Annotated in this window: 23 protein-coding genes, 1 pseudogene and 3 riboswitches; of the genes and pseudogenes, 15 read left to right on the top strand and 9 right to left on the bottom strand. The window is 66.7% G+C overall.

The window, feature by feature from the left end; all coding sequences use genetic code 11:
- Positions 1–9 precede the first annotated feature (9 nt).
- On the bottom strand, positions 10–2,883 hold the full coding sequence (gene gcvP, locus OUO20_RS20155; protein WP_268002515.1) for an aminomethyl-transferring glycine dehydrogenase: 2,874 nt from the start codon (positions 2,881–2,883) through the stop codon (positions 10–12).
- A 160-nt stretch (positions 2,884–3,043) separates the two neighbouring features.
- Positions 3,044–3,144: riboswitch (glycine riboswitch) on the bottom strand.
- A 291-nt stretch (positions 3,145–3,435) separates the two neighbouring features.
- Positions 3,436–3,534: riboswitch (glycine riboswitch) on the top strand.
- Positions 3,535–3,630, top strand: a riboswitch (glycine riboswitch). It begins immediately after the preceding riboswitch.
- Between the two features lie 50 nt (positions 3,631–3,680).
- Here gcvP and cycA point away from each other — a divergent pair.
- From cycA to OUO20_RS20170, 3 genes are all read left to right on the top strand, one after another.
- Positions 3,681–5,222, top strand: coding sequence for a D-serine/D-alanine/glycine transporter (gene cycA / locus OUO20_RS20160; RefSeq protein ID WP_268002516.1), 1,542 nt, complete (start codon positions 3,681–3,683; stop codon positions 5,220–5,222).
- A gap of 172 nt (positions 5,223–5,394) precedes the next feature.
- Complete coding sequence (locus tag OUO20_RS20165) at positions 5,395–6,195, top strand: hypothetical protein (RefSeq protein WP_026266216.1); 801 nt, start codon at positions 5,395–5,397, stop codon at positions 6,193–6,195.
- A complete protein-coding gene (locus OUO20_RS20170) occupies positions 6,179–6,928 on the top strand; it encodes a LamB/YcsF family protein (protein ID WP_144601437.1) in 750 nt (249 codons plus the stop codon). Before OUO20_RS20165 ends, OUO20_RS20170 begins: the two co-directional genes overlap by 17 nt.
- A gap of 178 nt (positions 6,929–7,106) precedes the next feature.
- On the opposite strand, the gene OUO20_RS20175 is transcribed toward OUO20_RS20170, so the two are convergent.
- The gene (locus OUO20_RS20175; protein WP_268003475.1) at positions 7,107–8,384 is read right to left on the bottom strand and encodes a DUF445 domain-containing protein; all 1,278 of its coding nucleotides are present in this window, start codon (positions 8,382–8,384) and stop codon (positions 7,107–7,109) included.
- Positions 8,385–8,516: 132 nt separating this feature from the next.
- Here OUO20_RS20175 and OUO20_RS20180 point away from each other — a divergent pair, with 132 nt between their 5' ends.
- The 7 genes and pseudogenes from OUO20_RS20180 (at position 8,517) to OUO20_RS20210 (ending at position 13,362) form a co-directional block, all read left to right on the top strand.
- On the top strand, positions 8,517–9,416 hold the full coding sequence (locus tag OUO20_RS20180; protein ID WP_268002517.1) for a glycerophosphodiester phosphodiesterase: 900 nt from the start codon (positions 8,517–8,519) through the stop codon (positions 9,414–9,416).
- A 7-nt stretch (positions 9,417–9,423) separates the two neighbouring features.
- Positions 9,424–10,809 carry a CoA transferase gene (locus OUO20_RS20185; protein ID WP_268002518.1) on the top strand — a complete coding sequence of 462 codons (1,386 nt, stop codon included), beginning with the start codon at positions 9,424–9,426 and terminating at the stop codon, positions 10,807–10,809.
- A gap of 59 nt (positions 10,810–10,868) precedes the next feature.
- Positions 10,869–11,426, top strand: coding sequence for a DoxX family protein (locus OUO20_RS20190; protein WP_442781101.1), 558 nt, complete (start codon positions 10,869–10,871; stop codon positions 11,424–11,426).
- Positions 11,423–12,221, top strand: a pseudogene (locus tag OUO20_RS20195) (AzlC family ABC transporter permease). Before OUO20_RS20190 ends, OUO20_RS20195 begins: the two are co-directional and overlap by 4 nt.
- Positions 12,218–12,529 carry an AzlD domain-containing protein gene (locus OUO20_RS20200; RefSeq protein ID WP_268002519.1) on the top strand — a complete coding sequence of 104 codons (312 nt, stop codon included), beginning with the start codon at positions 12,218–12,220 and terminating at the stop codon, positions 12,527–12,529. The pseudogene OUO20_RS20195 and the gene OUO20_RS20200 overlap by 4 nt, the downstream one beginning before the upstream one ends.
- Positions 12,530–12,762: 233 nt before the next feature.
- Complete coding sequence (locus OUO20_RS20205; RefSeq protein ID WP_223993586.1) at positions 12,763–12,900, top strand: hypothetical protein; 138 nt, start codon at positions 12,763–12,765, stop codon at positions 12,898–12,900.
- 81 nt (positions 12,901–12,981) lie between these two features.
- Entirely contained in the window at positions 12,982–13,362 is a 381-nt protein-coding gene (locus OUO20_RS20210; RefSeq protein WP_056389632.1) for a hypothetical protein, read from the top strand.
- An 81-nt stretch (positions 13,363–13,443) separates the two neighbouring features.
- On the opposite strand, the gene OUO20_RS20215 is transcribed toward OUO20_RS20210, so the two are convergent.
- On the bottom strand, positions 13,444–13,668 hold the full coding sequence (locus OUO20_RS20215; RefSeq protein ID WP_018772216.1) for a hypothetical protein: 225 nt from the start codon (positions 13,666–13,668) through the stop codon (positions 13,444–13,446).
- A gap of 97 nt (positions 13,669–13,765) precedes the next feature.
- On the bottom strand, positions 13,766–14,428 hold the full coding sequence (locus OUO20_RS20220) for a TetR/AcrR family transcriptional regulator (RefSeq protein ID WP_051081466.1): 663 nt from the start codon (positions 14,426–14,428) through the stop codon (positions 13,766–13,768).
- A 124-nt stretch (positions 14,429–14,552) separates the two neighbouring features.
- Here OUO20_RS20220 and OUO20_RS20225 point away from each other — a divergent pair, with 124 nt between their 5' ends.
- The 5 genes from OUO20_RS20225 (at position 14,553) to OUO20_RS20245 (ending at position 18,941) form a co-directional block, all read left to right on the top strand.
- Positions 14,553–14,876 carry a thiamine-binding protein gene (locus OUO20_RS20225; protein ID WP_018772214.1) on the top strand — a complete coding sequence of 108 codons (324 nt, stop codon included), beginning with the start codon at positions 14,553–14,555 and terminating at the stop codon, positions 14,874–14,876.
- 86 nt (positions 14,877–14,962) lie between these two features.
- A complete protein-coding gene (locus OUO20_RS20230) occupies positions 14,963–15,652 on the top strand; it encodes an O-methyltransferase (protein ID WP_056389630.1) in 690 nt (229 codons plus the stop codon).
- Between the two features lie 54 nt (positions 15,653–15,706).
- Positions 15,707–16,795: a hypothetical protein gene (locus OUO20_RS20235; protein WP_268002520.1), complete on the top strand. Its 1,089-nt coding sequence runs from the start codon at positions 15,707–15,709 to the stop codon at positions 16,793–16,795.
- On the top strand, positions 16,789–18,168 hold the full coding sequence (locus tag OUO20_RS20240) for a bifunctional PIG-L family deacetylase/class I SAM-dependent methyltransferase (RefSeq protein WP_268002521.1): 1,380 nt from the start codon (positions 16,789–16,791) through the stop codon (positions 18,166–18,168). The genes OUO20_RS20235 and OUO20_RS20240 overlap by 7 nt, the downstream gene beginning before the upstream one ends.
- On the top strand, positions 18,165–18,941 hold the full coding sequence (locus OUO20_RS20245; protein ID WP_268002522.1) for a glycosyltransferase: 777 nt from the start codon (positions 18,165–18,167) through the stop codon (positions 18,939–18,941). The genes OUO20_RS20240 and OUO20_RS20245 overlap by 4 nt, the downstream gene beginning before the upstream one ends.
- A 99-nt stretch (positions 18,942–19,040) precedes the next feature.
- Here OUO20_RS20245 and OUO20_RS20250 read toward each other — a convergent pair whose 3' ends face one another.
- The 5 genes from OUO20_RS20250 to OUO20_RS20270 all read right to left on the bottom strand — a co-directional run bounded on the left by OUO20_RS20250 (position 19,041) and on the right by OUO20_RS20270 (position 23,035).
- Positions 19,041–19,298 carry a hypothetical protein gene (locus OUO20_RS20250; RefSeq protein WP_018772209.1) on the bottom strand — a complete coding sequence of 86 codons (258 nt, stop codon included), beginning with the start codon at positions 19,296–19,298 and terminating at the stop codon, positions 19,041–19,043.
- Positions 19,299–19,621: 323 nt separating this feature from the next.
- Complete coding sequence (locus tag OUO20_RS20255; protein WP_268002523.1) at positions 19,622–20,851, bottom strand: YihY/virulence factor BrkB family protein; 1,230 nt, start codon at positions 20,849–20,851, stop codon at positions 19,622–19,624.
- A gap of 104 nt (positions 20,852–20,955) precedes the next feature.
- Positions 20,956–21,618: a DUF3618 domain-containing protein gene (locus OUO20_RS20260; RefSeq protein WP_224084236.1), complete on the bottom strand. Its 663-nt coding sequence runs from the start codon at positions 21,616–21,618 to the stop codon at positions 20,956–20,958.
- The gene (locus tag OUO20_RS20265) at positions 21,615–22,046 is read right to left on the bottom strand and encodes a phage holin family protein (protein ID WP_268002524.1); all 432 of its coding nucleotides are present in this window, start codon (positions 22,044–22,046) and stop codon (positions 21,615–21,617) included. Before OUO20_RS20265 ends, OUO20_RS20260 begins: the two co-directional genes overlap by 4 nt.
- Entirely contained in the window at positions 22,046–23,035 is a 990-nt protein-coding gene (locus OUO20_RS20270; RefSeq protein ID WP_268002525.1) for a hypothetical protein, read from the bottom strand. The genes OUO20_RS20265 and OUO20_RS20270 overlap by 1 nt, the downstream gene beginning before the upstream one ends.
- Positions 23,036–23,213 lie beyond the last annotated feature (178 nt).

Here is a 23,213-nt window from a genome sequence, read left to right on the forward strand (position 1 = left end):
TGGAAGTCCTCAGTTCTCAAATTCGGCTGTGCTGTCCTCGAACGCTTCGAGGGGCGGGCAGGAGCAGACCAGGTTCCGGTCGCCGGCGGCGCCGTCGATCCGGCCGACGGGCGGGAAATACTTGTCCTGGCGGAGCGAGGCAACGGGGAATGCGGCCTGCTCCCGCGGGTAGGCGCGGTCCCAGCCAGAGCTGACGACGGCGGCCGCCGTGTGGGGTGCGTTGCGCACCGGGGATGCCTCCAGGGTGATGTCGCCGCTGGCCACCTGCTGGATCTCGCCATGAATGGTGATCATGGCCTCGATGAAGCGGTCGATCTCGGCCAGGTCCTCGGACTCGGTGGGCTCCACCATCAGCGTGCCCGCGACAGGGAACGAAAGGGTGGGGGCGTGGAAACCGAAGTCGATCAGCCGCTTGGCCACGTCCTCGGCCGTGACTCCCGTCTTCGCCGTGAGTTCGCGCAGGTCCAGGATGCACTCGTGCGCCACCAGCCCGCCTTCACCGGTGTAGAGGACCGGGAAGTATTCGTTCAGGCGGGACGCGACGTAGTTGGCCGCCAGCAGCGCGGACTTGGTGGCCTCGGTCAGGCCCTCACCGCCCATCAGCTTCACGTAGGCCCAGGAAATCGGCAGCACGCCGGCCGAACCGAACCGGGACGCCGAGATCGCCACACCGTGCCCGGCTTCGTGCGCCGCCTTGTTCGCATCGCCCGGCATGAACGGTGCCAGGTGCGCCTTGGCGGCAACGGGCCCGACGCCGGGTCCCCCGCCGCCGTGCGGGATGCAGAAGGTCTTGTGCAGGTTCAGGTGGGACACGTCCCCGCCGAACTGGCCCGGCTGGGCCAGCCCTACAAGTGCGTTGAGGTTGGCGCCGTCAACGTAGACCTGGCCGCCCGCAGCATGCACAGCGTCACAGACTTCGCGGACATCGGAGTCGTACACGCCGTGCGTGGACGGGTACGTGATCATGATGGCCGAGAGGACGTCCTTGTTGGCCTCGATCTTGGCCGTCAGGTCGTCGTGGTCGATGGTGCCGTCGGCAGCCGTGGCCACCACCACCACCTTCATGCCCGCGAGCACGGCGGAGGCGGCGTTGGTGCCGTGCGCCGAGGCCGGGATCAGGCAGACGTTGCGCTGCTGCTCGCCCCGGGAATGGTGGTAGCCGCGGATCGCGAGCAGCCCGGCGAGTTCGCCCTGCGAGCCCGCGTTGGGCTGGATGGACACCTGGTCATACCCGGTGATCTCGGCGAGGTCCGCTTCCAGGCCGGCGATGAGTTCGCGCCAGCCTTCGGTCTGGGAGTCCGGGGCGAACGGGTGGATCGAGGCGAACTCCGGCCAGGAAATGGCTTCCATCTCGGCCGTGGCGTTCAGCTTCATGGTGCATGAACCCAGCGGGATCATGGTGCGGTCCAGCGCCAGGTCGCGGTCCGAGAGCTTGCGGATGTAACGCAGCAGCTGGGTTTCAGACCGGTGCGTGTTGAAGACCGGGTGCTGCAGGTAGGCCGAGGTGCGCACAATGGTGTCGGGCAGTTCGAATCCCTGGGCGTCACCCACCGGACCGGCGCCAAAGGCGACGGCGACGGCGGAAAGTGTTGCCGCCGTCGTCGTCTCATCAACGGAGACGCCCACCGTGTCCGGATCGATGAAGCGCAGGTTGATGCCGCGGGCTTCAGCGGCGGTGATCACCTTGGCGGCCTTGCCCGGAACGCGGACGGTGAGGGTGTCGAAGAAGGAGTCCGTGACCAGTTCGCGGCCCAGTGACGTGAGTGCTGTTGCCAGGACCCTGGCCTTGTCGTGGACGGTCTCTGCGATTGCCTTCAGGCCGTCGGGGCCGTGGTAAACGGCGTAGAAGGAGGACACGATGGCCAGCAGCGCCTGGGCGGTGCAGATGTTGGACGTGGCCTTCTCGCGGCGGATGTGCTGCTCGCGGGTCTGCAGGGCCAACCGGTAGGCAGGCGTGCCGGCGTTGTCCTTGGAGACGCCCACGATCCTGCCCGGGAGGGTACGTTCCATTCCCTTTTGGACGGCCATGTAGGCGGCGTGCGGCCCCCCAAAGAACAGCGGCACGCCAAAACGCTGGGTGGAGCCGACGGCAATGTCCGCGCCCTGCTCGCCCGGAGGTGTGATCAGTGTCAGGGCCAGCAGGTCCGCAGCCACGGTGACCAGCGCGCCCCGGTCCTTGGCAGCGGCGATCACGGCGGACTGGTCCCACACGCGGCCGGAGACCCCGGGCTGCTGCAGCACGACGCCGTTGATGTCGCCGTCGGGCAGGCCCTTGGACAGGTCGGCGACCTCCACCTCGAAGCCGAGCGCCTCCGCCCGCCCCAGCACGATGGCGATGGTCTGGGGGAGGCAGTCGGCGTCGAGCACCGTCTTGCCGTCCTTCGCTGCCTTGGACTTGTTGGCGCGGCGCATCAGCAGCACGGCCTCGGCCACCGCCGTTGCCTCGTCCAGCAAGGAAGCGTTGGCTACCGGGAGCGCCGTCAGGTCCTGCACCATGGTCTGGAAGTTCAGCAGCGCCTCAAGCCGGCCCTGGGAAATCTCCGGCTGGTAGGGCGTGTAGGCGGTGTACCAGGCCGGGGATTCCAGGATGTTGCGGCGGATCACCGGCGGAGTCACGGTGTCGTAGTAGCCCTGGCCGATCATCTGGACTGCCGTCTTGTTCTTGGCGGCAAGCTTCCGCAGTTCCGTGAGGACTTCAACCTCGCTGAGGGCGTCGGTCAGCTTGAGCGCAGTTTCCTGGCGGATGGGCGCGGGGACGGCCACGTCAACCAGGCCATCCAGGCTGTCGTAGCCGATGGCCTTGAGCATGGTGTCGATGTCGGCCTGGCGGCGCGCGCCGATATGGCGGTCAACAAACGATGTTGGATGCGAATGAATCGTCATGAGGAACTCCAGATCTGGCCGGCCGAAGGTGGCACGGCGTGGGATGGGTTCCTCCCCGCTCTGTATTGGACCTGAGAGATTCCGCGTTGCCTGCTGTTGGCAGGGGACCGCTTGCACCGTCGGTGAACCAGGCAGAAGCCTGATTGCTTTCCAGAGTCGCCTCGCCGTGACGGTACGGGGGCCTGAGAGATTCCTGGGGAGGATTTGCTCCTACGGCGCCTGACCGGTGTTTCGCCGGGAGGACTCTCCCGTCACAGCTCGAAAGGCTTATTCAAATGTGGGTGATTCGGCTCACAAGGTACCGGGATAGACCCGTCCGTGGCAAATCGGGCGGCTTCCGTGCGGGGCTCGAGGGGCACGTGACGCCGTTCTTCCCCGCTTGTGTCGGGAGGGGTTTGACATTCGATCGTGACGGACACCACACTGAACCCCGGGATTGGCGCCGCCGGTGGCTGGCTCAGCGTATCCGGAGCAGCCCACCAGTCGGCGCCTGTCCCATTGCATGACCGGCCGTGGCCCAAAAAGCCTGCGGCTTCCAACTGAATACGCCTTCGACCTGCGGCGGGAGAGCCCTGCCGGGTACATCCAGCAGGCGCCGTAGGAGCAAACCCTCCCCAGGAAACTCTCAGGCCCACGTACCGCCGCGGACAGGCAACTCTGGAAAGCAGCCGGGCATGACCCTGGCTCACCGGCGGTGCAAGCGGCTTTTGCTGCGGAAACTCTCAGGTCCACTACAGAGCGGGGAGGAACCAAATCTTTTGCGGCACCCAAAAGCCGCTTTATCGATGGAGTTCCTCATGGCGATTCATCCCCCCACGTCCAACGGCGAACCAGCCCGCACCCCGGGCGCTGCCACGGCAGCCCGCAGCGAGCCTCCCCACCTGGAGCGGCAGCTCACCAACCGGCATATCCAGCTCATCGCCATCGGCGGCGCGATCGGCACAGGCCTGTTCATGGGTTCCGGCAAGACCATCTCCGCGGCCGGCCCATCCGTGATCTTCGTATACATGATCATCGGCTTCATGCTTTTCTTCGTCATGCGGGCCATGGGTGAACTGCTGCTCAGCAACCTGAACTACAAGTCCTTCAGTGATTTCGCCGCCGATCTCCTGGGGCCGTGGGCCGGATTCTTCACCGGCTGGACGTACTGGTTCTGCTGGGTGATCACCGGAATCGCCGACGTCATCGCCATCGCAGGGTACTCAAAGGAACTTTGGCCGGCGCTGCCACTTTGGATCCCGGGCCTGGCCACGGTGGGCATCCTGCTCCTGCTGAACCTCGCCACCGTCAAGGCGTTCGGCGAGACCGAGTTCTGGTTCGCCCTCATCAAGATCGTCGCCATCGCAGCCCTGATCATCGTGGGACTCTTCATGATCTTCACCGGTTTCCAGAGCGACGCGGGCACCGCAAGCTTCACCAACCTGTGGAGCCATGGCGGGTTCTTCCCCAATGAGTTCATGGGCTTCGTGGCCGGATTCCAGATCGCAGTCTTCGCCTTCGTAGGCATCGAACTGGTGGGAACCACCGCCGCCGAGGCCAAGAACCCCGAGCGCACGCTGCCCAAGGCCATCAACGCCATCCCCGTCCGCGTGCTGCTCTTCTATGTCGGTGCGCTGGTCATCCTGATGGCGGTCACCCCGTGGACCCAGTTCGCCGCCGGCCACAGCCCCTTTATCGGGATGTTCTCCCTGGCCGGCCTCGGCGCCGCGGCCACGGTGGTGAACCTGGTGGTCCTGACTTCGGCGATGTCCTCCGCGAACTCCGGCATCTACTCCACGTCCCGCATGGTCTTCGGCCTGGCCCAGGAAGGCGACGCCCCCGGTATCTTCAGCCGGCTCTCCACGAGGAAGGTGCCCAGCAACGCGCTGTTCCTGTCCTGCGTCCTGCTGCTGTCCGGCGTCGTACTCATGTATGCCGGCCAGGATGTTGGCATGGCCTTTGAAATGGTGACCACCGTGTCTGCGGTCTGCTTCGTCTTCGTCTGGTCGATCATCCTCGCCAGCTACATCTCCTTCCGGCGCCGCCGGCCGCACCTGCATGCGGCGTCGAAGTTCAAGATGCCCGGTGGCATTCCCGCCGTGTGGGTGGTGTACGCATTCTTCGCCTTCGTCCTTTGGGCCCTGACCACCCAGCCCGACACTCTCGTTGCACTGCTGGTAACCCCCATCTGGTTCGTCATCCTGGGCGTGGCTTGGGCCATCCTGCGGCGCCGTCCCGCCCACCTGGCCCGCTTCGAGGTCTTCCGTGCCGAGCTTCAGGCAGACCAGGCCACTGCCGCGCGCAGCGGTGGCCAGGACGCCGGGGCGGCGGGGCGCGAGGTCCAGCAGGCCGGGAAGTAACGTCCGACGGCGGGTTGCAGCGGCGGCGGTGAGGTGCAGGTACCGCATCCTGCCGCCGCAGCCCGCCGGACGAAGCCACGGCCCGGAAGTTAAGCATGCTTAGTGTCTATCCACATAGGATGGAAAGGCACGGCAGCCTAGCCGCTGCAGGTCGATTTGAATGAAGGTGACCATGGCCCGGCGCAGCAACCCCGCAGTACGCATCGCACAGGAAACCGCCCACAACGCAATGTTTGACGCCGAGGGCAAGCCCAAGCCCGGCGTCCACAACATGCTCCTGAAAGCAGTGCAGATCCAGCGGCCCCTGGTGGTTGGCTACATCCGCAGGCTCCAGAAGAGGCATCCGCGGGCGACGGCCGCGCAGCTGGCGGACATTGCAGAGCGCGACTACCTGCGGGCTGTTGCCGGAGGGGGAGCCCTGGTGGGTGCCACCGCCGTCGTCCCCGGCGTTGGAACCGTGGCGTCGCTGGGACTTTCCGCAGCCGCCACCGTTGGCTTCCTGGAAGCCACAGCCCTGTACGCAACATCGCTGGCTGAACTGCACGGCATCCGTCTGACCAACCCGGAAAAGGCCGGCACCATGGTCATGGCCATCATGCTCGGCGAGGAGGGCACCGCCCTGCTGGGCACGCTCAGCGGCCAGGCATCCGGCGGCGCCACCAACACCTGGGGCAACGCGCTGTCCAAATCCATGGTGGTGCCGGGTTTCGGCAGCGTCCGGAAGAGGATCCAGCATGCCTTCCTCAAGAACCTGCTCAAGCGCCAAGGGACTGCCTTGTTCGGGCGGGCCCTCCCGTTCGGCATAGGGGCCGTTGTCGGCGGAGCCGGTAACCTCGTGATGGGCCGTGCGGTGGCCAAGAATGCCCGGGAGGCGTTCGGGCCGATGCCGGACACCATTCCCGGGGAGCTGACTTCCGCTGCCGGGCCGGACAACCTGACGCTGGAAGGCAACATCATTGGATCTCAACGCTGACGTAGGCCAATCATTCGGCTCCTGGACCGCGGGAGGCGATCCGGCGATGCTCCAGCTGGCAACCAGCGCCAACGTAGCCTGTGGCCTCCACGCGGGGGATCCCGTCACCATGCTCGACAGCTGCAGGGCCGCGTACGAACTTGATGTCACCGTCGGTGCGCACCTGGGCTACCGGGACCTGGCCGGCTACGGGCGCCGCATGCTTGGCATGAGCTTCGACGAGCTCTTCGGGGACGTGCTGTACCAGCTGGGCGCGCTCGACGGGGTTGCGCATGCCGTGGGCGCCTCCGTGGACTATGTGAAGGCGCATGGAGCGCTGTACGACACCACGATCCATGACGCCGAGCAGGCCTCCGCCGTAGTGGCTGCGGTCAACGCCTACGATCCAGGCCTTCCGTTCCTGGGCTTCCCGGGCTCGGAGCTGCTGAAGCAGGCCAAGGAAGCCGGGCACCCGGTGTTCGTTGAGGCTTTCGCCGACCGTGCCTACCTCGCCGACGGCAGCCTGGTGCCGCTCTCCGAGGACGATGCCGTCCTGTACGACGTCGATGCGGTGGTCGAACGGGCCGTCCGCCTGGCCACGCAAGGCGAAGTGGTTGCCGTGGACGGATCCGTAATTGCGGTACGGCCCGACTCCCTGTGCATTCACGGCGGGACCCCTGACGCCGTAGAAATGGCGGCCCGGATCAGGGCAGGACTTCAGGATGCAGGCGTCGGGTTGGAGTCCTTCGCGTAGGAGCCTGCAGCCGTACGGCGGGCCGACTTCTTTCCAACAATTCCAGCGTCACTCCAGCCCTCCGTGCCGCCGTCGTACGCCTTATCGACACGCACATTCCTTTTCGCACCCCAAATATCCCGAGCGAAAAGGAAGATGCGCAGCGCCAAGTCCACCCGGGACCTACAGCAGCGGAAAACTACCCAAAGACCAGCTGCGCCACCGTGAAAATCCCCAGCCCGGCCAGGGACCCCACCACGGTGCCGTTGATGCGGATGAACTGCAGGTCCTTACCCACCTGGAGCTCGATCTTCTGCGAGGTTTCCTCGGCATCCCACCGCGCCACGGTGTCCGTAATAACGCCTGCGATGTCCGAACGGTAGGTGCGGACCAGGTACCCGGCGGCGTCACCGATCCATGCGTTGACCTTCCCGGCCAGTTCGGGGTCGTCCACGAGCCGTGACCCAAAATCGCGCACCGCAGCCTTGAACTTGATGGTGAGTTCGCTGTCCGGATCATCCACGGCGCCCAGCAGCGCGTTCTTGACCGTTCCCCAGGTCCGCGAGGCCAGTTCGCGCACTTCGGGGTCGCCCAGGACCTGCGCCTTGATGTCTTCCGCGCGCGCAATCATCGCGGGGTCATGCTGCAGGTCCTGTGCCAGGTCGTTGAGGTACTTGTCGATTGACTGCCGCACCTGGTGGCGGGGGTCAGCCTGGACGGCACGGACGAACTTCAGGATCTCGATATAGACCTTGTCGCCCACCAGTCCGTCCACGAACTGCGGAACCCACGTGGGGGAGCGGTCGGACACCAGGCGGGTGACGGTTTCGTGGTTGTCATCCACCCAGTCCGCCGCGCGGTCCACCAGCAGGTCCACCAGCGTGTGATGGTGCCCGTCATGGAAGATGCGCTCCGCCAGCCTGCCCACGGGAGGTCCCCACGGCGGGGTGAGCAGATGCTTGCGCACCATGCCCTCGATGACGGCCTGGACGTCGTCGTCATTCAAAACCTTGAAGGCGCCGCGGATAACGGCAGCTCCCTCCTTGGCCACGCGTTCGGCACCACCAGGGCCAGCCAGCCAAACGCCGGCCCGGCGCGCGATGTTGACGCTGGCCAGCTTCTCCTGGACCACCTGCTCGGAGAGGAAATTGGTCTCCACGAACTCGCCCAGCGAGGCCCCGATCTGGTCCTTCCGGCGGGGAATGATGGCGGTGTGGGGAATCTTGATGCCCATGGGGTACTTGAACAGGGCCGTCACGGCGAACCAGTCGGCCAGCGCGCCCACCATTCCGCCCTCGGCCGCCGCGCGCACATACTGCAGCCACGGGTAGTCCTTCTGCAGCGCGAACGCAAAGACAAAAATCACGGCCATGGCGATCAGCAGGCTCAGCGCCAGCAGCTTCATCTTCCGCAGCGCTGCCGCTTTCTCGGCGTCGCCGGCACCGGGCTGGCGGCTTACGACGGCGCCTGCCGCCATAGTGCCAGGGCGCACCTGCTGTGCGGCCTCGGCGGGGGATCCTGCGTGGTTGGCCCAGTAGTTGCCTCAGAGTTCACCTGCATGTGCCAAGCCTAGCCCCGAAGGCGGGGGCCGGTCGGCTACCGTGTGTCCATGACAATTGACGAGTCAGTGCCGCAGCGGCCGCTGGTCTTTGCCCATCGTGGTTCCAGCGGCGCATACGCCGAACACACCCGGGCCGCCTACCTGCAGGCATTGGCTGACGGGGCCGACGGGGTGGAGTGCGATGTCCACCTCACCGTGGACCAGCACCTGGTCCTGCTCCATGACGCCAACCTGGACCGGACGTCGGACGGGACCGGGCCGGTGGCTGAACGGACCCTGCGTGAGCTGCACCAGCTGGACTTCTCATCCTGGAAGGGGGTCCGCATTCCCGAAGAGTATGGAGCACGTTCGGAACAGCTGCTGACCCTCCCGGAGCTGCTGGACATCCTCCGCGGGGCGGGCCGCCCGGTGAAACTCGCCATCGAGCTCAAGCATCCCAGTCCCTACCAGCTCAAACTGGAGGACCGCGTGCTGGAGGTGCTCCGCAGCGAGGGCTGGGACCCGCAAAGCTCCACCGTGGACAACGTGGCCGTGACCTTCATGAGCTTCAGCCCGGACTCGGTCCGCCACCTGCTCCAGTCCGTCCCGCCGCAATACATCTGCCAACTGGTGGACGACCTCACCATCCATGAGATCCGCGGCGGGCTGGGCCTGGGCCTCATTACGGGGAGCGCCGTCGCCAACCTCATGAAGGCCACCCAGCTGGAGGGTGAACGGATCCTGGACGACCGGGAAGTAGGAATGGCCGGCCCCGGCATCGACTACGTCAGGGAGCGCCCGGCCACAATCCGCCGATGGCTGGACTCCGGGCGGCGCTTCCGGGTGTGGACCGTGGACTCCCCGGAGGATGTGGCACTTTGCCAGGAGCTGGGCATCCACGAGATCACCACCAACGTGCCGGCCCGCGTCCTGGACCAGCTCCACGCAGCCTCTCCGCAGGGAAAGTAGGGCGGACGTGGACGCGCACCACGTCAATCCGCTCCCGTATTCGCCCCGACGCTGGTGGGCCGGCGCCCTCGACGTCGAAGGCCTGGCACTGTACTCGGTGGGAGCCGCGGCGGAAGCGCTGAACCTGTATGCGCGCACGCCCGGCCGGTTCAGCACTACGCCGGCGCTTACCGCGGCTGCCTTCGATTCCTTCGGCCACCTGCGGATTGCCGGACGCAAGCCACAGGGCTTCGCGCCCCTGTCGGGCTTCCGGCAGACCCGCGATGGCTGGATCCGGCTCCACGCCAACTACCCGCACCACGAACAGCGGCTGCTGCGCGCCCTGGGGGCCGCCTCCGCGGAAGGGGCGGAACAGGCTCTTCGATCCATGGCGGCGCTTGAGGCTGAGGCCGCCATCCAGGGCCACGGCGGGATCGCTGCGGCCGTGAGGACGCGTGACGAATGGCTTGCGTCCGGCATGGGCCGGGCGGCGGGATCCGGACCCTGGATTGCCGTGGAGCATGCCGACGGCACCACGGCCTGTCTGGGACTGCAGGACTTTGCCGCGGCGGCTACTACGGCAGGCGGCGAGGGCATCGGTGGCGGCCACAAACCGCCGCTGGAGGGGCTGCGGGTCCTGGACCTGACCCGGGTGATTGCAGGGCCGGTGGCCACCCGCCTGCTTGCAGCATTGGGAGCCGACGTCCTGCGGATCGACCCGCCAGCCTTCCCGGAAATCGAAGACCAGTTCGTGGACACCGCGTTCGGCAAGCGCAGCGCGGAAGCCGATCTGGGGCTTCCGCAGAACCAGCACAGCCTCCAGCAGCTCCTGGCCCGCGCCGACGTCGTGGTCACGGGTTACCGGCACGGCGCCCTGGACCGTTTCGGGCTCAACCCGCGGGAACTGCTGGCCTCGCACCCTGGGCTGGTGGTGGTCACCCTCAACAGCTGGGGGAGCGCCGGGCCATGGAGCGGTATGCGCGGTTTTGACAGCATTGTCCAGGCCGCCTGCGGAATCGCGCACGTGTACGGGAAGGACAATGACGACGGCGGGTGGCGCCCGGGTGCCCTGCCTGTCCAGGCGCTGGACCATGCCACAGGATACGGGGTGGCTGCGGCGGCCGTCCGCCTCCTGGACCGACGCCGGGCGGCTGGGATGGGTGCCTGTGCGCACCTGTCCCTTGCCCGCACCGCCGAGGAACTGTTTTCCCTTCCAATGGGCACCGAAGCAGGGGACACCGAACCAGGGGTCACTGACGGCCCGGCAGAGCTACCCGGACCCCGCCACAACTCCATGGACAGCACCTACGGGCAGCTCCGCTACGTCGGTCCACCGTTGCTGGACGCGGGCCGGCCGGTGGACTACCTGTCCCCGCCGCCCCCGTATGGAAGCTCTCCGCCCGCCTGGAATTGAGGGACCTTGCCTCACAGGCCGGTTTCTGGCGGCCACCGTGGCTGTGATTGAGTGGTTCCATGCCTCTTCCCTGGTCCGGTCCTGCAGTCAGGGGCTTGTCCGTACCGAACTTTTCCCTTCAGGGCCCCGCCGTTCAGACCCTGTCCGCGGCTGCCATGGGAGCCCTCCTGCTGGCCAGTGCGGGCAAGCACTTCAGGGATCCCGGCTTCTACAGCGACGTCGTTCCGGACTACCTCTGCCGCCGGGACGCGGAACCGGATCCGGAACCCGGTGCGGCCCACACTGTGGTGCCCAACCATCCTGTGCCCAACCATCCCCTGGCCGTCCTGTCCCGGGATGAGTGGATCGCCGTGAGCGGACTGCTGGAGCTGGCCGCCGCCGTCGGAATCCTCCTCCCGCCCACCCGGAAGCTGACCGCCACCGCCCTCACAGCGATGTTTACCGCATTCCTGGCGGGACACGCTGACGCACTGGCGAAGGCTTACGGTCCGCAGGGTACGCCCCGCCGGCGGAAGATCCACACCGTGCGGTTGCCGCTCCAGGCACCGTTGATCCTCTGGGCCTGGAGCCTCCGGAAGCCCATCCAAAAGGCACGCAAACCTGGAGGCTGGGTGTGAAACTCCTGGCCTCGCCGGCGGTCAGGGTGGGGATTTCCATCAGCATCGCCACCGGCCTTTACGGGGTGTCCTTCGGAGCGCTCGCAGTGACCTCCGGGCTCAACCTGTGGCAGACCATGGCCCTGAGCCTGCTCCTCTTCAGCGGTGGTTCGCAGTTCGCGTTTATTGGTGTGGTGGCAGGTGGAGGTTCGGGCATCGCCGCAATGAGCGCAGCAACGCTGTTGGGCATGCGCAACGGCATCTACGGCATGCAGTTGAACGCACTGCTGCGGCCCACCGGCTGGCGTAAGTTTGTCGGCGCGCAGCTGACCATCGACGAATCAACGGCCACCAGCACGGGCCAGACGGACCCGGCCGAGCAGCGGCGGGGATTCTGGACTGCAGGGATCGGCGTCTACGTGCTGTGGAACCTCTTCACCGCCGTGGGCGCGCTCGCCGGGAGCGGACTGGGCGATCCCAAGCAATGGGGGCTCGACGGCGCCGCGGTGGCCGCCTTCCTGGCGTTGCTCTGGCCGCGGCAAGGGCCGCGAACCCATTGCCATCGCGGTGGTGTGTGCGGTGGCCACCGTTGTCGCCGTTCCTTTTGTGCCGGCGGGGGTGCCCATCCTGGTGGCCGCCCTGGTGGCCGCGCTGGTGGGCTGGTTCAGCCACGGCCGGCGCGACGAGGGCCTTGAGCCGGACGTCGAGCCCTATGGCGGACACCGTGACCATCACCCTGGCCGGCAGCAGGACGCAAGCCGCCCGTATCCGGGTGCGCAGGGGAGCGAAGGCACGGATCCGGGGGCAGGCGCATGAGCCTGTGGATCTGGCTGCTTCTTGCCTGCGCGCTGGCGTACGCCTGGAAGATCGTGGGCTACTTCGTGCCCGCCAGGTTCCTCGAGGACCCGCGCACATCCCGGGTTGCGGGCACCATGACCATCGGCCTGCTGGCCTCCCTTACCGTGGTGAACGCCGTCGTGTCGGGCCAGGGACTCGCGGCTGACGCCAGGCTGGGGGCGCTTGCCGCGGCCGCACTCGCGCTGTCGTTCCGCGCACCCTTCCTGGTGGTGGTCATCGCCGGGGCCGGTACCGCTGCCCTGCTGAGGGCATTGGGCTGGAGCTAGTTTGGCAGGCGTCTGCATAAATTAGTGATGCGGGTCACTTGCCCGGCCCGGCGGCGGCTGTACTATGAAATCGGCTTATGCAGTTGGCCATGGCATTCCTACGAACGGCGACCATGGAAAATCAGCTGTATCCCGCAGGCGGCTTGGCGGGCAGACCCCGCCACAAGGACGCCCGACGGCGGGCGGGCCTCCCAGCCAAACGCTTCTTCAGGCGCTTTTCCCGCCTTTCGGACGTGCCGGAAGAGGACCTGGAAATTCTCGCCCAAAGGCTCCGGGAGGCATTCGACCTGGACCCGTCGTCGTCCGTTCCAGCGCTGCAGGCCCTGGTGCGTCAGGAACTCCGCAAGCGGGCAGACGCGGGCAACGCCTAGCGGGCCAGCATCGCGGGGCCAGGTGTGGTGGACTGGAGGAGATGCAGCCCACACCAGGCGGCCACCAAAGGAGGAATCGAGATGGACGAACAGTCACGGCCTGATAAGCCGCAGGACGGCCAGGGCACAGAGGACACCGAAGGGAAGGCTGGGGAAGCGCGCAGCACTGGAATTCCTGCCGCTGAGCAAACCGGCAAGCTGCGGCCCGCCTACCTGGACCCCCGCGGCTCCGAGGCAACGCGTGAATTACGGGACACTGCACGGCGGCGCCGGGATGCCGAGGAGAAACTCCAGCAGCACCTGATGGAGGCGAAGCACCACATCCCCAACGAGTTCCATGAGCACCATGACCACGAACCCCAGTCACACGGGCATCCTGAGCCAGGACAGCCATCAGAACAGCCCCGGCCCGGCACCCAAGGCGGAGAAACCGGCACTGGAGAAAACGGGGAAAATCCCTGACGGAACGCTCCCGATACCGGGGAAACACTCCTGACAGCCGGGCAGCGCCGGCCGGCTGTCAGGGGCTCGATACAGCGGTAGCTACGCCACGCCGTGGGCTGCGCCGTCGGGCGAGACGGACCTGCGGCAGCTTTCTTCCACGCCCATCTCGTACCACACCTGCGCGCCGAACTCGGGCTCGGGGGTATCAAGGTTTTGGTACAGGGCGTCAAGCAATTCGACGAGTTCCGCGGTTGTCAGCGCAGGGAGGACTTCTTCCGGCCCGCGGGCGTCAGTGAGGTAGTGGAAGAGTTTTGATCTGGTCATCGCAGCGCGGCGGTTGCAGGGTGGATACGCAGGAAAAGTTCCATGGGTCGCTCCATCTCGGACTATTCGAGGCTGGCTGCCTAACCCCGCTCTGAGTTTATTGCACGTGTTGTGTGCCGACAATGGTGCCCCCGGGGATGCCGGGTACTGCGGCAGCAGGGACGGGCACCAGCACGGGAAGCGGGCGTGGCGGGCGGACCGTACGGATGGCGTCCTCGACCAGTGCCAGCGGACGGCGCCATGCATCGGAACCCGGCTCCATGGTGTCCACTACGCCGATCAGCATGGCCAGCAGCCGGAACATGTCCGTCATGGTGATGTCCGTGCGCAGGCTTCCCTGGCCTTGCCCGCGCACCAAAAGGATGCTGATCGACTCCATGAGGGACCCGGTAATGCCGGTGAGGAGTTCGCGCCGGCCCGCCACAGCGCACAGCAGGTTGGCGTCGTCGCTTGCCGCAGCCATCAGGGCCTCGAGCACGCGCAGCAGCCCGGCAGCGGCATCGATATCGGCCAGGGCGCCGTCCATGACGGGATCCACGGTAAGCCGGAGCTGCCGGTTCAGTGCCGCCAGGACCAGTTCTTCCTTGTCCGCGAAGTTGCGGAACAGGGTTGCGGGGCCAACGCCCGCGGTGGATGCGATGGTTTGGAGCGGTACTTCCGGGCCGAACTCCCGGAAGCACTGGCGCGCCGCCGTGATGATTTTGTCCACGTTCCGCGCTGCGTCTGCGCGGAGGGGCTTACGGGCGACTGCGAGGCTCATGCCCAAAAGGGTAGCAACGGAGTCTTCGGCCACCATGGTTACTCCGGGGTAGGAGCTTATGTGACGGCGCGCTCCCGCGTTTGGGCCTGCGGCAGTCCGGGGACCGCGTGCGAAACTTGGAGGCATGTTGCTTGCATTTTCTGTTGCTCCGTCAGGCGTTCCCAGCGAAGGTTCCCGGCCAAACGATGCGTCCGTGCACGACGCCGTTGCAGCCGCCGTGAAGATCGTCCGGGAATCCGGGCTGCCCAACCAGACCGATTCCATGTTCACCACCATTGAGGGTGAGTGGGATGAAGTGTTCGACGTCGTAAAGCGCGCCACCGAGGCGGTCGGACGCTACGGCAGCCGCGTCTCACTGGTGATCAAGGCCGACATCAGGCCCGGTTACAGCGGCGAGTTGACGGCAAAGGTGGACCGCCTCGAAAACGCCCTGGCCCAGGAGTCCTAAGCCTGTCCTGAGCCTCCGCGCCGGGGCTGGCGTGGGCCCGGCTAAAGTGTCTGGACCGTCGGAACGCCGCGTGCCAAACTGTGCCCATGTTCGAGCACAAACCCCGGCCGGAATGGATTGCCACCGAGGAGTTCCTGTCCCGCACCGTGGTGCATCCGGACGAGGCGGTCCAGCAGGCCATCCGCACTGCGGCTGACGCCGGCATGCCGGCCATTGAGGTGGCGCCAAACGCCGGGAAGCTCCTGAAGCTCCTGGTCCAGTTGTCCGGCGCCCACCGCATCCTGGAGATCGGGACCCTGGCGGGTTACAGCACCATCTGGATGGGCCGCGGCCTTCCCCACCACGGCAAGCTCGTCACCTGCGAATACCTGCCGCAGCATGCAGAAGTGGCGTGGGCCAACATCGACGCCGCCGGCCTGGGTGAAAGGGTGGAAATCCGGCTGGGCCCCGCGCTGGAAACCCTGGCTGCCCTCGAGGAAGAGGACAGGGAGCCGTTCGACTTCATCTTCATCGACGCCGATAAGCAAAACAACAGCCGCTACCTCGACTGGGCCGTCAAGCTGGGCAGGCCGGGTGCGGTGGTGGTCCTGGACAACACGATCTGGGAAGGGGCCGTCCTGGACCCGGACATGGACCCGGTGAACGCGCCAGGAATCATCGACGCACTCCGGCTGCTCGGCAACCACCCGCGCCTGGACGCCACTGTCATCCAGACGGTGGGTTCCAAGGGGTGGGACGGGTTCGCGCTGGCGCGCATCCTCCCGCAAAAACAGTAAGTAAGCTGTGGAGATGCGTCCGGCGCAGTGCCGGGCATCGTAGAGGGAGGGCTTTTGCACGCGGCACCTGCTCCTGTACTCCTGGACTCCACGCCCGCAGATTTTTCGCCATGGGTTCCGCTGGTCGAATCCGTCGGCGCCGCAACGGGTGACGTCCCTGCCCTGCTGGCCCTTGCCGTCGAGGCCGGGCGGACGTGGCCGCAGCCCGGTGAGGGGCGGACCGCCGTGTTGTGGGAGCTCCTGGCTTCCGTGGCTGCCACCGATGTGGCCGCGGCCCGGGTGCTTGAGCCGCACCTCGACGCCGTCGCCATTCTTGCCCAGGCTGCCCACGCAGCTGAGCCCGGACACCCGCTTCCGGACGGGAGCAGGGATGCCGCATGGGGCGTCTTCGCCGCAGAGGCGCCGGGTGCCCGGCTCGAAGCGCATTCCGCAGGTGCCGGCACCACCCTCAGCGGGTCCAAGCCGTGGTGTTCCCTCGCCGCGGCCCTGGACTGCGCGGTGGTCACCGCCCACACGGACGACGGCGGCAGGGCGGCCTTCGCGGTCAATCTTCGCCATCCCGGCGTGGCATGTGAGGAACCGGAGTGGATCGCGCGCGGGCTCCAGGAAATCCCCAGCGGAACAGTTCACTTCGACCAGGTCCCGGCGAGCCCCCTGGGTGGTACCGGCTGGTACCACAGCCGGCCTGGCTTCGCCTGGGGCGGGATAGGCGTGGCTGCCTGCTGGCTGGGGGGAGCAGTGGGCGTGGCACGGGACTTCCGCAACGGCTTGCTGGCAGGGGCCGAAGCGGGGCGGGAGCCCGACCAGGTGGCACTTGCGGCGCTCGGAGAGGTGGACCGCACGCTCTCGGCTGCCCTGCAGTATCTTGCCCGGACCGCAGCGGGCATCGATGCCGGCACCCTCGGCTCCGCCGGCAACCACAGCGCGTGGAGCGAAGCGCAGCGGGTCCGCGGAACTGTTGCGGCCGCCGTCGAACGCGTCCTTTCCCTGGTGGCTTCCAACCGGGGTCCAGGTCCGCTTGCCTTTGACGGGCCGTACGCCAAGAGGATGGCCGACCTGGCACTCTACGTCCGGCAGCATCACGGGGCACGGGATGATGCCCAATTGGGCCGGCTTGCGCTCAAGGGGGACTGCCCGTGGTGACCTTTTCGCACGCTGACCAGGGAACCGGCGAGGCCGCCTGGGCCGTGAGCGGCCTGGACGCAGCACCCGAGCTGCCGCTTGACCCCGCCGAACTGGCCGGCATGCGCTTCGTGGTCCTGGCGGCGCATCCGGATGACGAGACACTGGGGGCCGGTGGGCTGATGGCGTCCCTGGCGGCGCTGGGAGCCGAGGTGGACGTCCTGCTGTGCACGGCAGGGGAGGGGTCACACCCGGATTCGCCCACCACCTCCCCGGAACAGCTGGCCCACACCCGGCTGGCTGAATTCTCAGCGGCCCTGGCCGCACTGGGCCTGGCGGACCGCTGGGCATTCCTCGGGCTGCCGGACCGCGGACTTGGAGAGCATGCCGAAACCATCGCCAAGGCTGTCCGGGAGGCCGCCCGCCGGCTTCCCGGTGATCCCGACCGGCTGGCCCTCGTGGCACCGTACCGGGCCGACGGGCATGGTGACCACGATGCGCTCGGTGCGGCGGCGGCAGAAGTTGCGCGGCAGGACGGCCACGCGCTGCTGGAATACCCCATCTGGTTTTGGCACTGGGCCGCACCCCAGGTGCCGGAATGGCGGTCATGGCTGCGATTCCACCTGGATGAACCGGCCCGGGCGGCTAAAAGACGGGCCATGGCGGAGCACGCAACACAGGTGCAGCCCCTGTCTCCGCTTCCCGGCGACGAAACACTCCTCAGCGGGCACTTCCTGGCGCACTTCTCACGCCCCTTTGAGGTCTTCGCCTGGACGCCGGCGCCCACTGCATCCGCGCAGGCGCATTCAAGCGATGACGCGGAACTGGTCTTCGACGGCGTGCATGGTGGCTCCACGGATCCCTGGAACTACACCGGGAGCTGGTACGAGCGGCGCAAGCGGGCGCTCACCCTTGCTGCCCTCCCGGAGGAATCCTATGAAAGCGGCCTGGAAGTGGGCTGCTCCATCGGGACGTTGACAGCCGGGTTGGCTGCCCGGTGCCGCAAGATGTTGGCGGTGGATGCCAGTGGAACCGCGGTCCACCGGGCCAGGCAGCACCTTGCAGGCTGCCCCGGGGTCCGGGTTGAACACTGCGTCGTCCCCGGGGCATGGCCGGGCGGAACTTTTGACCTTGTGGTGGTTTCGGAGGTTGGTTACTACCTGTCCGCGGGTGAGCTGGGCCAACTGTGGGACCGGATCGAAGCGTCCCTGAACCCGGGCGGAACCCTGCTCCTGTGCCACTGGCGGCATCCCATTGCAGGCTGGGAACTCGACGGCGACACCGTCCACGCGATGGCCCGGCAGCGTCTGGGCTGGCGGACCGCAGGACTGTACCAGGAACGGGACTTCGTATTGGAACTCATGGTGGCCCCCGGCCACAAAGCGTCGGCATGACGGTCACGGCTTCAGGGGGAAGCAGCGCTGCCAACAGCATCCGGCAGGTTGCGGTGGTGATTCCCGCGCACAACGAGGAGCAGCACCTTAAGCGTGCGCTGACCGCAGCCCGTGACGCGGCAGACCAAGCCGAGTCGGAACTTACCGGCGTACGCGTGCAGGTGGTGGTTGTCCTGGACAGCTGCACGGATGGCTCCGCTGCGGTGGCGGCGGTCTTCGCTGCTGAGGACCCGCGGTACATGGTCCTGCCGGTGGACTTCCGGAGCGTGGGCAAGAGCAGGCAGGCAGGGGCCGGAGCCGCGCTGGAGAACGCAACCAGGCGTTCTCCTGCGGGTGGATCCACGGCAGGTTCTTCGCTGCGGCAGGTTTGGCTGGCCAACACGGATGCCGATTCCTGCGTTCCGGAAAACTGGCTGGTGCGCCAACTGGAACTGGCCGCCGGGGGTGCCGACGTCGTCCTTGGATCTGTGGAGCCTGATGGCCACGGCATGCCCCACCACCTCGCTGCCCGATGGCATGCCCGGCATGTTCCAACGGAGAACCACCCCCACGTGTACGGTGCCAACCTTGGGGTGCGTGCCTCGTCCTACCTTGCGGCAGGCGGGTTTCCCGGGGTTGATTTCGATGAGGACCGGGCTCTGGTGGACCGGCTTCGCAGCAGCGGGGCGAGCATGGTTGCCACGGACACAACCCGGGTTCTCACCTCCGGAAGGACCGTGGGGCGGGCGCCGCGGGGGTTTGCCGCCTACCTCCTGGCACTGGCCCAGCCATAGCCGGGACCCTCAACGGCGGGGCAGCATGGGATGCAGAAAGGGCTGCTGCCTTCCGGCAACAGCCCTTTACGGTGCGGACGCAGGTTCCGCGTGCAGGCCTTATACCAAGTCCGGAGCGCTGGCTACGATGTAGTCCGCCGCGGCGGGTCCGGTCATGGAAAGGTTGTTGCTGTCCGGGTTGATCCCGGCATCGTGCATGGCTTCCCAAAGCGCAGCCGGCGGCTGAAGTTCAGCTTTGTGCAGGAGGCACCAGCTGGTGTAGAGGCCGTACAGCTCGTCGCGTCCCAGGCCCAGGCCTGGCTCCCTGTCCGCGACAACTGCTTCGGAAAGAAACTGTTCAAAATGGGTAGCAGGCATGTCCGCTCATAAGGGTTGACCGTGGTGCCGCCGTCTGCTTCAGCGGACCTGCCGGTCTCCAAAGGATCCCGGCGAGGTATTCAAGAAAGTATTGCAGTTCACTGCGCTTTGTCCAGTCAGGGCCTGACCCCCGGGGGAGGCTGAGGGGGCCGACGGCGACTGGGGGGACTGGCCTCGGTCTCAGAAGAGGCCATCTCACCGCCGGCCCCGCATTGCCCCGGGCCGCATGCCACCCGGGAAACCTCAACAGGACCTCCAAGATGAATTTTCCTCCATCTTGAAGGTCCTGCCTAGTCCCTCTTCCGGTAGCCGGGCCGCGCCCGCTACGCCTTCCCGCTTGGCCGGCCGCCGTCGTCGGACTCCCCGTTGCCAGCACGGTGCTGTACCTTCTCGCGGACCCTGTCGCGGTGCCGCTCACCGTGGTGGCCGCCGTCCCGGCCATTGCCGGCAGGCTGCCCGTCCTGGCTGTCGGCGGAGCCGTTACCGCCGTTCTCCGAGGAGTACTTCTCCCGGAGTTCGCGGCCGTGCTTGATGTCTTCCTCGATCTGCTGCTGCATCTTTTCGCTCTTTTTGGTATCCCGCGGGGGCAACTGGATGGTCTCCTCCGCCTTGATGCCGGCCTGGAGCTGGCGCCCCCGCTCCACTTCGGCGTCGAACTCAGCACCGAAGAGCAGGGACATGTTCAGGATCCAGAGCCAGAGCAGCATGATGATCACGCTGCCCAGGGCGCCGTAGGTCTTGTTGTAGTTGCCGAAGTTACCCACGTAGAAGCCGAAGCCCAGCGAGGCGATCAGGAACACGACCAGCGCGATTCCGGAGCCCATGCTCATCCAGCGGAACTTGGGCTGCTTGACGTTGGGCGTGGCGTAGTAGAGGACAGCAATGATGGCGATGATCAGGACGATCATGACGGGCCACTTGGCGATGTTCCAGACCATGAGGAACGGGCCGCTGAGGCCGATGAGCCCGCCCACGGCCTCGGAGACCGGCCCGCTGAGGACCAGCATGCCGGCCAACAGTGCCACGATGACCACGGCCAGGAGGGTGACGGCCAGCATGGTGCCGCGGAGCTTCACGAAGGCGCGCCCTTCATCCACCTCGTAAACCCGGTTCATCGCCCGCCCAAAGGCGCCAACATAGCCGGATGCCGACCACAGGGCGGTGGCAAGGCCGATCACCAGGGTGAGCCCGGCCGCCGGGGCACTCGTCAGTTCCGAGACGGGACCGCTGATCGTATTGACGGTCTCGGCAGGAGCGAAGCCGCGCACGATTTCCAGCAAGGCATTAGTGGTCTTCTGGGGATCGCCAAAGAGGCCAAGAAGTGAGACCAGTGCCAGCAGGGCGGGGAACAGCGACAGGACCGCGTAGTAGGTCAGGGCTGCTGCCAGGTCGGGGCACTGGTCCTTGCTGAACTCCCGGAGGGTCTTCCTGGTGATGTATTTCCAGGACGGTTTGTCCAGGTCCCTCGGGCTGGTGGGTTTCCTTGCGTCGTTTGGATCCGGAGCCTGGCCCGCCTTGGCGGTACTGGTCTCGGAATCGTCGTGAGTGGCCATGGGGTGTCCTCTCAATCAGGGGCGAAACGAACAGGCCGGCCCGCGGAGTGGCGGTGCCGGCCTGCCGAACGAAACTATTGCCTTACGGTGCGGTGCTGGACTGATCAGGTGTTTTGGACGTGGTCTTTGGCGTCGGTGGCGCGGTCTTTGACGTCGGTGGCGGCTTGTTGGCCTTCGAGTTTGACGTTTTGGGCGGCGTCGGTGGCGGTGGCTTTGACGTTTTCCATGGCTTCCTGGGCTGGTTCCTTGAGGTCCTGGGCCATGGTTTTGGCGGCGTCGGTGACCTGGGTTGCCAGGGGCTGGGCTGCGGTTTTGAGCTGGTCCGCGGCTTCGCGTTCCTTCTGGCTTGCCGGGATCAGGGAGGAGACCAGGAGTCCGGCGCCGAAGGCGATCAGGCCGGCGGCGAGGGGGTTGCCGGCGGTTTTGGCTTTGACCTGGTCCGGGGCGGCGGAGACGGCGTGGCCGGCGTCGCTGAGTTTTGCTGAGACGGTGTCGCCTGCCTGGTGGAGGCTGTCGCCGGCGGTGTGCATGGCGTTGGTGGTGTGTCCGGCGCCGGTGGCGGTGGTGTCGTGGACCTTGGTGGTGGCGTTGTCTGCGGCGCCCATGATTTTCTCCTTGACGCCGGTGACGGCGTCTTTGACCTTGTCGGTTTGGCGGTGGACGATGTTGGACGGGGTGACCTTGTCTGCCACGGCGTCCACGTTGGTGCCCAGGCGTGCCCGGGTGGCTTCTATGTCTGCGCGGATGACGTCAGGGTTTTCGCTCATCGGTTTACCTCACCTGGTTTTAGGGTTGGGGGAATTTCTGAGAGGGTTTCCCCGGTTTGGGGCAGGCCTTTGATCTGCTTGAGTTCCTTGCGGCCGATGGAGGCCAGGACGGCGGCGATGATGGCCCAGATGACGGCGACGATCAGTGCGGACCAGCCCAGGGGCATGATGGCGCCCAGGGCCCACATTAGGGCCAGGGAGAGGAAGAGCAGGACGAAGTGTCCGCCGACGCCGGCGCCGGCGAGCATGCCGGCGCCTTTCCCTGCGCGGGAGGTGGATTGTTTGAGTTCGGCCTTGGCCAGTTCCACTTCCTGGCGCATCAGGGTGGACAGGTCCCGGGTTACGTCGCCCAGCAGCTCGCCCAGGGACGCGTTGTCCGCTTTCACATGCGCCGCACTCGGCGGCGGCTCGGGTATCTGGCTACTCATTACAGGCCACCCGTCTGGCCGCCCCGGGTGCGGTCCTGCGTGAGGGGGTCGTTTGCCATGGGATCGTCGGCGAGTGCGCGGTCACGCAGCGGATCGTCCGAGAGCTGGTTTCCGGACCACGGTTCTTCCACCAGCTGCGGGCTGTCCAGGCCGCTGGCCGGCCCCGCTGCCTCCGGATAGCTGCTGCCCGGTGCACCGCCGTCGGAACCGGCCGTAGTGGTGGCCGGGCCGGGGAGCTGGACCGGAGGCGGAGGAACGGTCCCGCCGGCAACGGGGCTTGTCTGGTTGTACTGGCCACCGTAGGGGGTGCCGGAGTACTGGCCGGACAGGCCGGATGTCCTGGTGCCGGCAGAAGTGGATGAAGTGTCGGGCGCGCCTGCGGTGAGGCCGCGGGTGAGGCGTCCGGCAAGGACACCGGCGCCGGCGGCGAGGAGCAGGAACGTGCCGGGATTGTTGCGGGCGAACCGCTGGACCTCGTTCAGGAGGTCACCGGGTTCCCGGTTCTCCAGCCAGGACGCGATGGAGGAGGTCCGCTCGGCTGCCTGCCGGACAAGGTCGCTGGCCATGCCCTGCTGGTCCGGGGCGCTGGCCATGCTGTGCAGTTGGCTGGAAATGTTGCGGATGCCCTCGGCGGCCTTCTGCTGCTGCGTGCCGGCCTGGGTGGTCAGGCCCGACTTGGCCTGGTGGAGCAGGTCCTGGGCATTGAGCTTGGCCTCATGGGCCACATTCGCGGCCTCGCCCTTGGCGGTCTCCGCTACATTCTGGGCGGATCCGGCAGCGGTCCGGGCCACATCGGCTGCTTCTTCCTTGGCAGCGTCTTTGCGCGAGGACGCAGAGGTGTCACCGGTGGTGGGGTAGCCGGTTCCGGCTTCGCCCGCGTATGGGCTGGCGGTTGACGGGAAGGTGGTGGCCTCCCGTTCACCGGGGATTCCTGTGCTGCCCGGAGGAGTCGTGTAAGCGGGGTCCTCGGTCCATTGGTTCTCTGTCATCTTCGCTCTCTCTTTCCAAGAAGGCCGGTTGTTGATCAAGAACCAGCAATACTGGCCGTAAAATGATAAGCATGGTTACTAATAAAAAGTAAGTACCCTTGCTAAGCGAGTTATAACCGTTCCAAAAATGTCAGCCGGAATGGCGAGGGCCTGCCCGGTCACAACGAAGTGGAAAGTG

The organism is Arthrobacter sp. FX8, from assembly GCF_026723805.1.
In the GTDB taxonomy this organism is placed as follows: Bacteria; Actinomycetota; Actinomycetes; order Actinomycetales; family Micrococcaceae; genus Arthrobacter.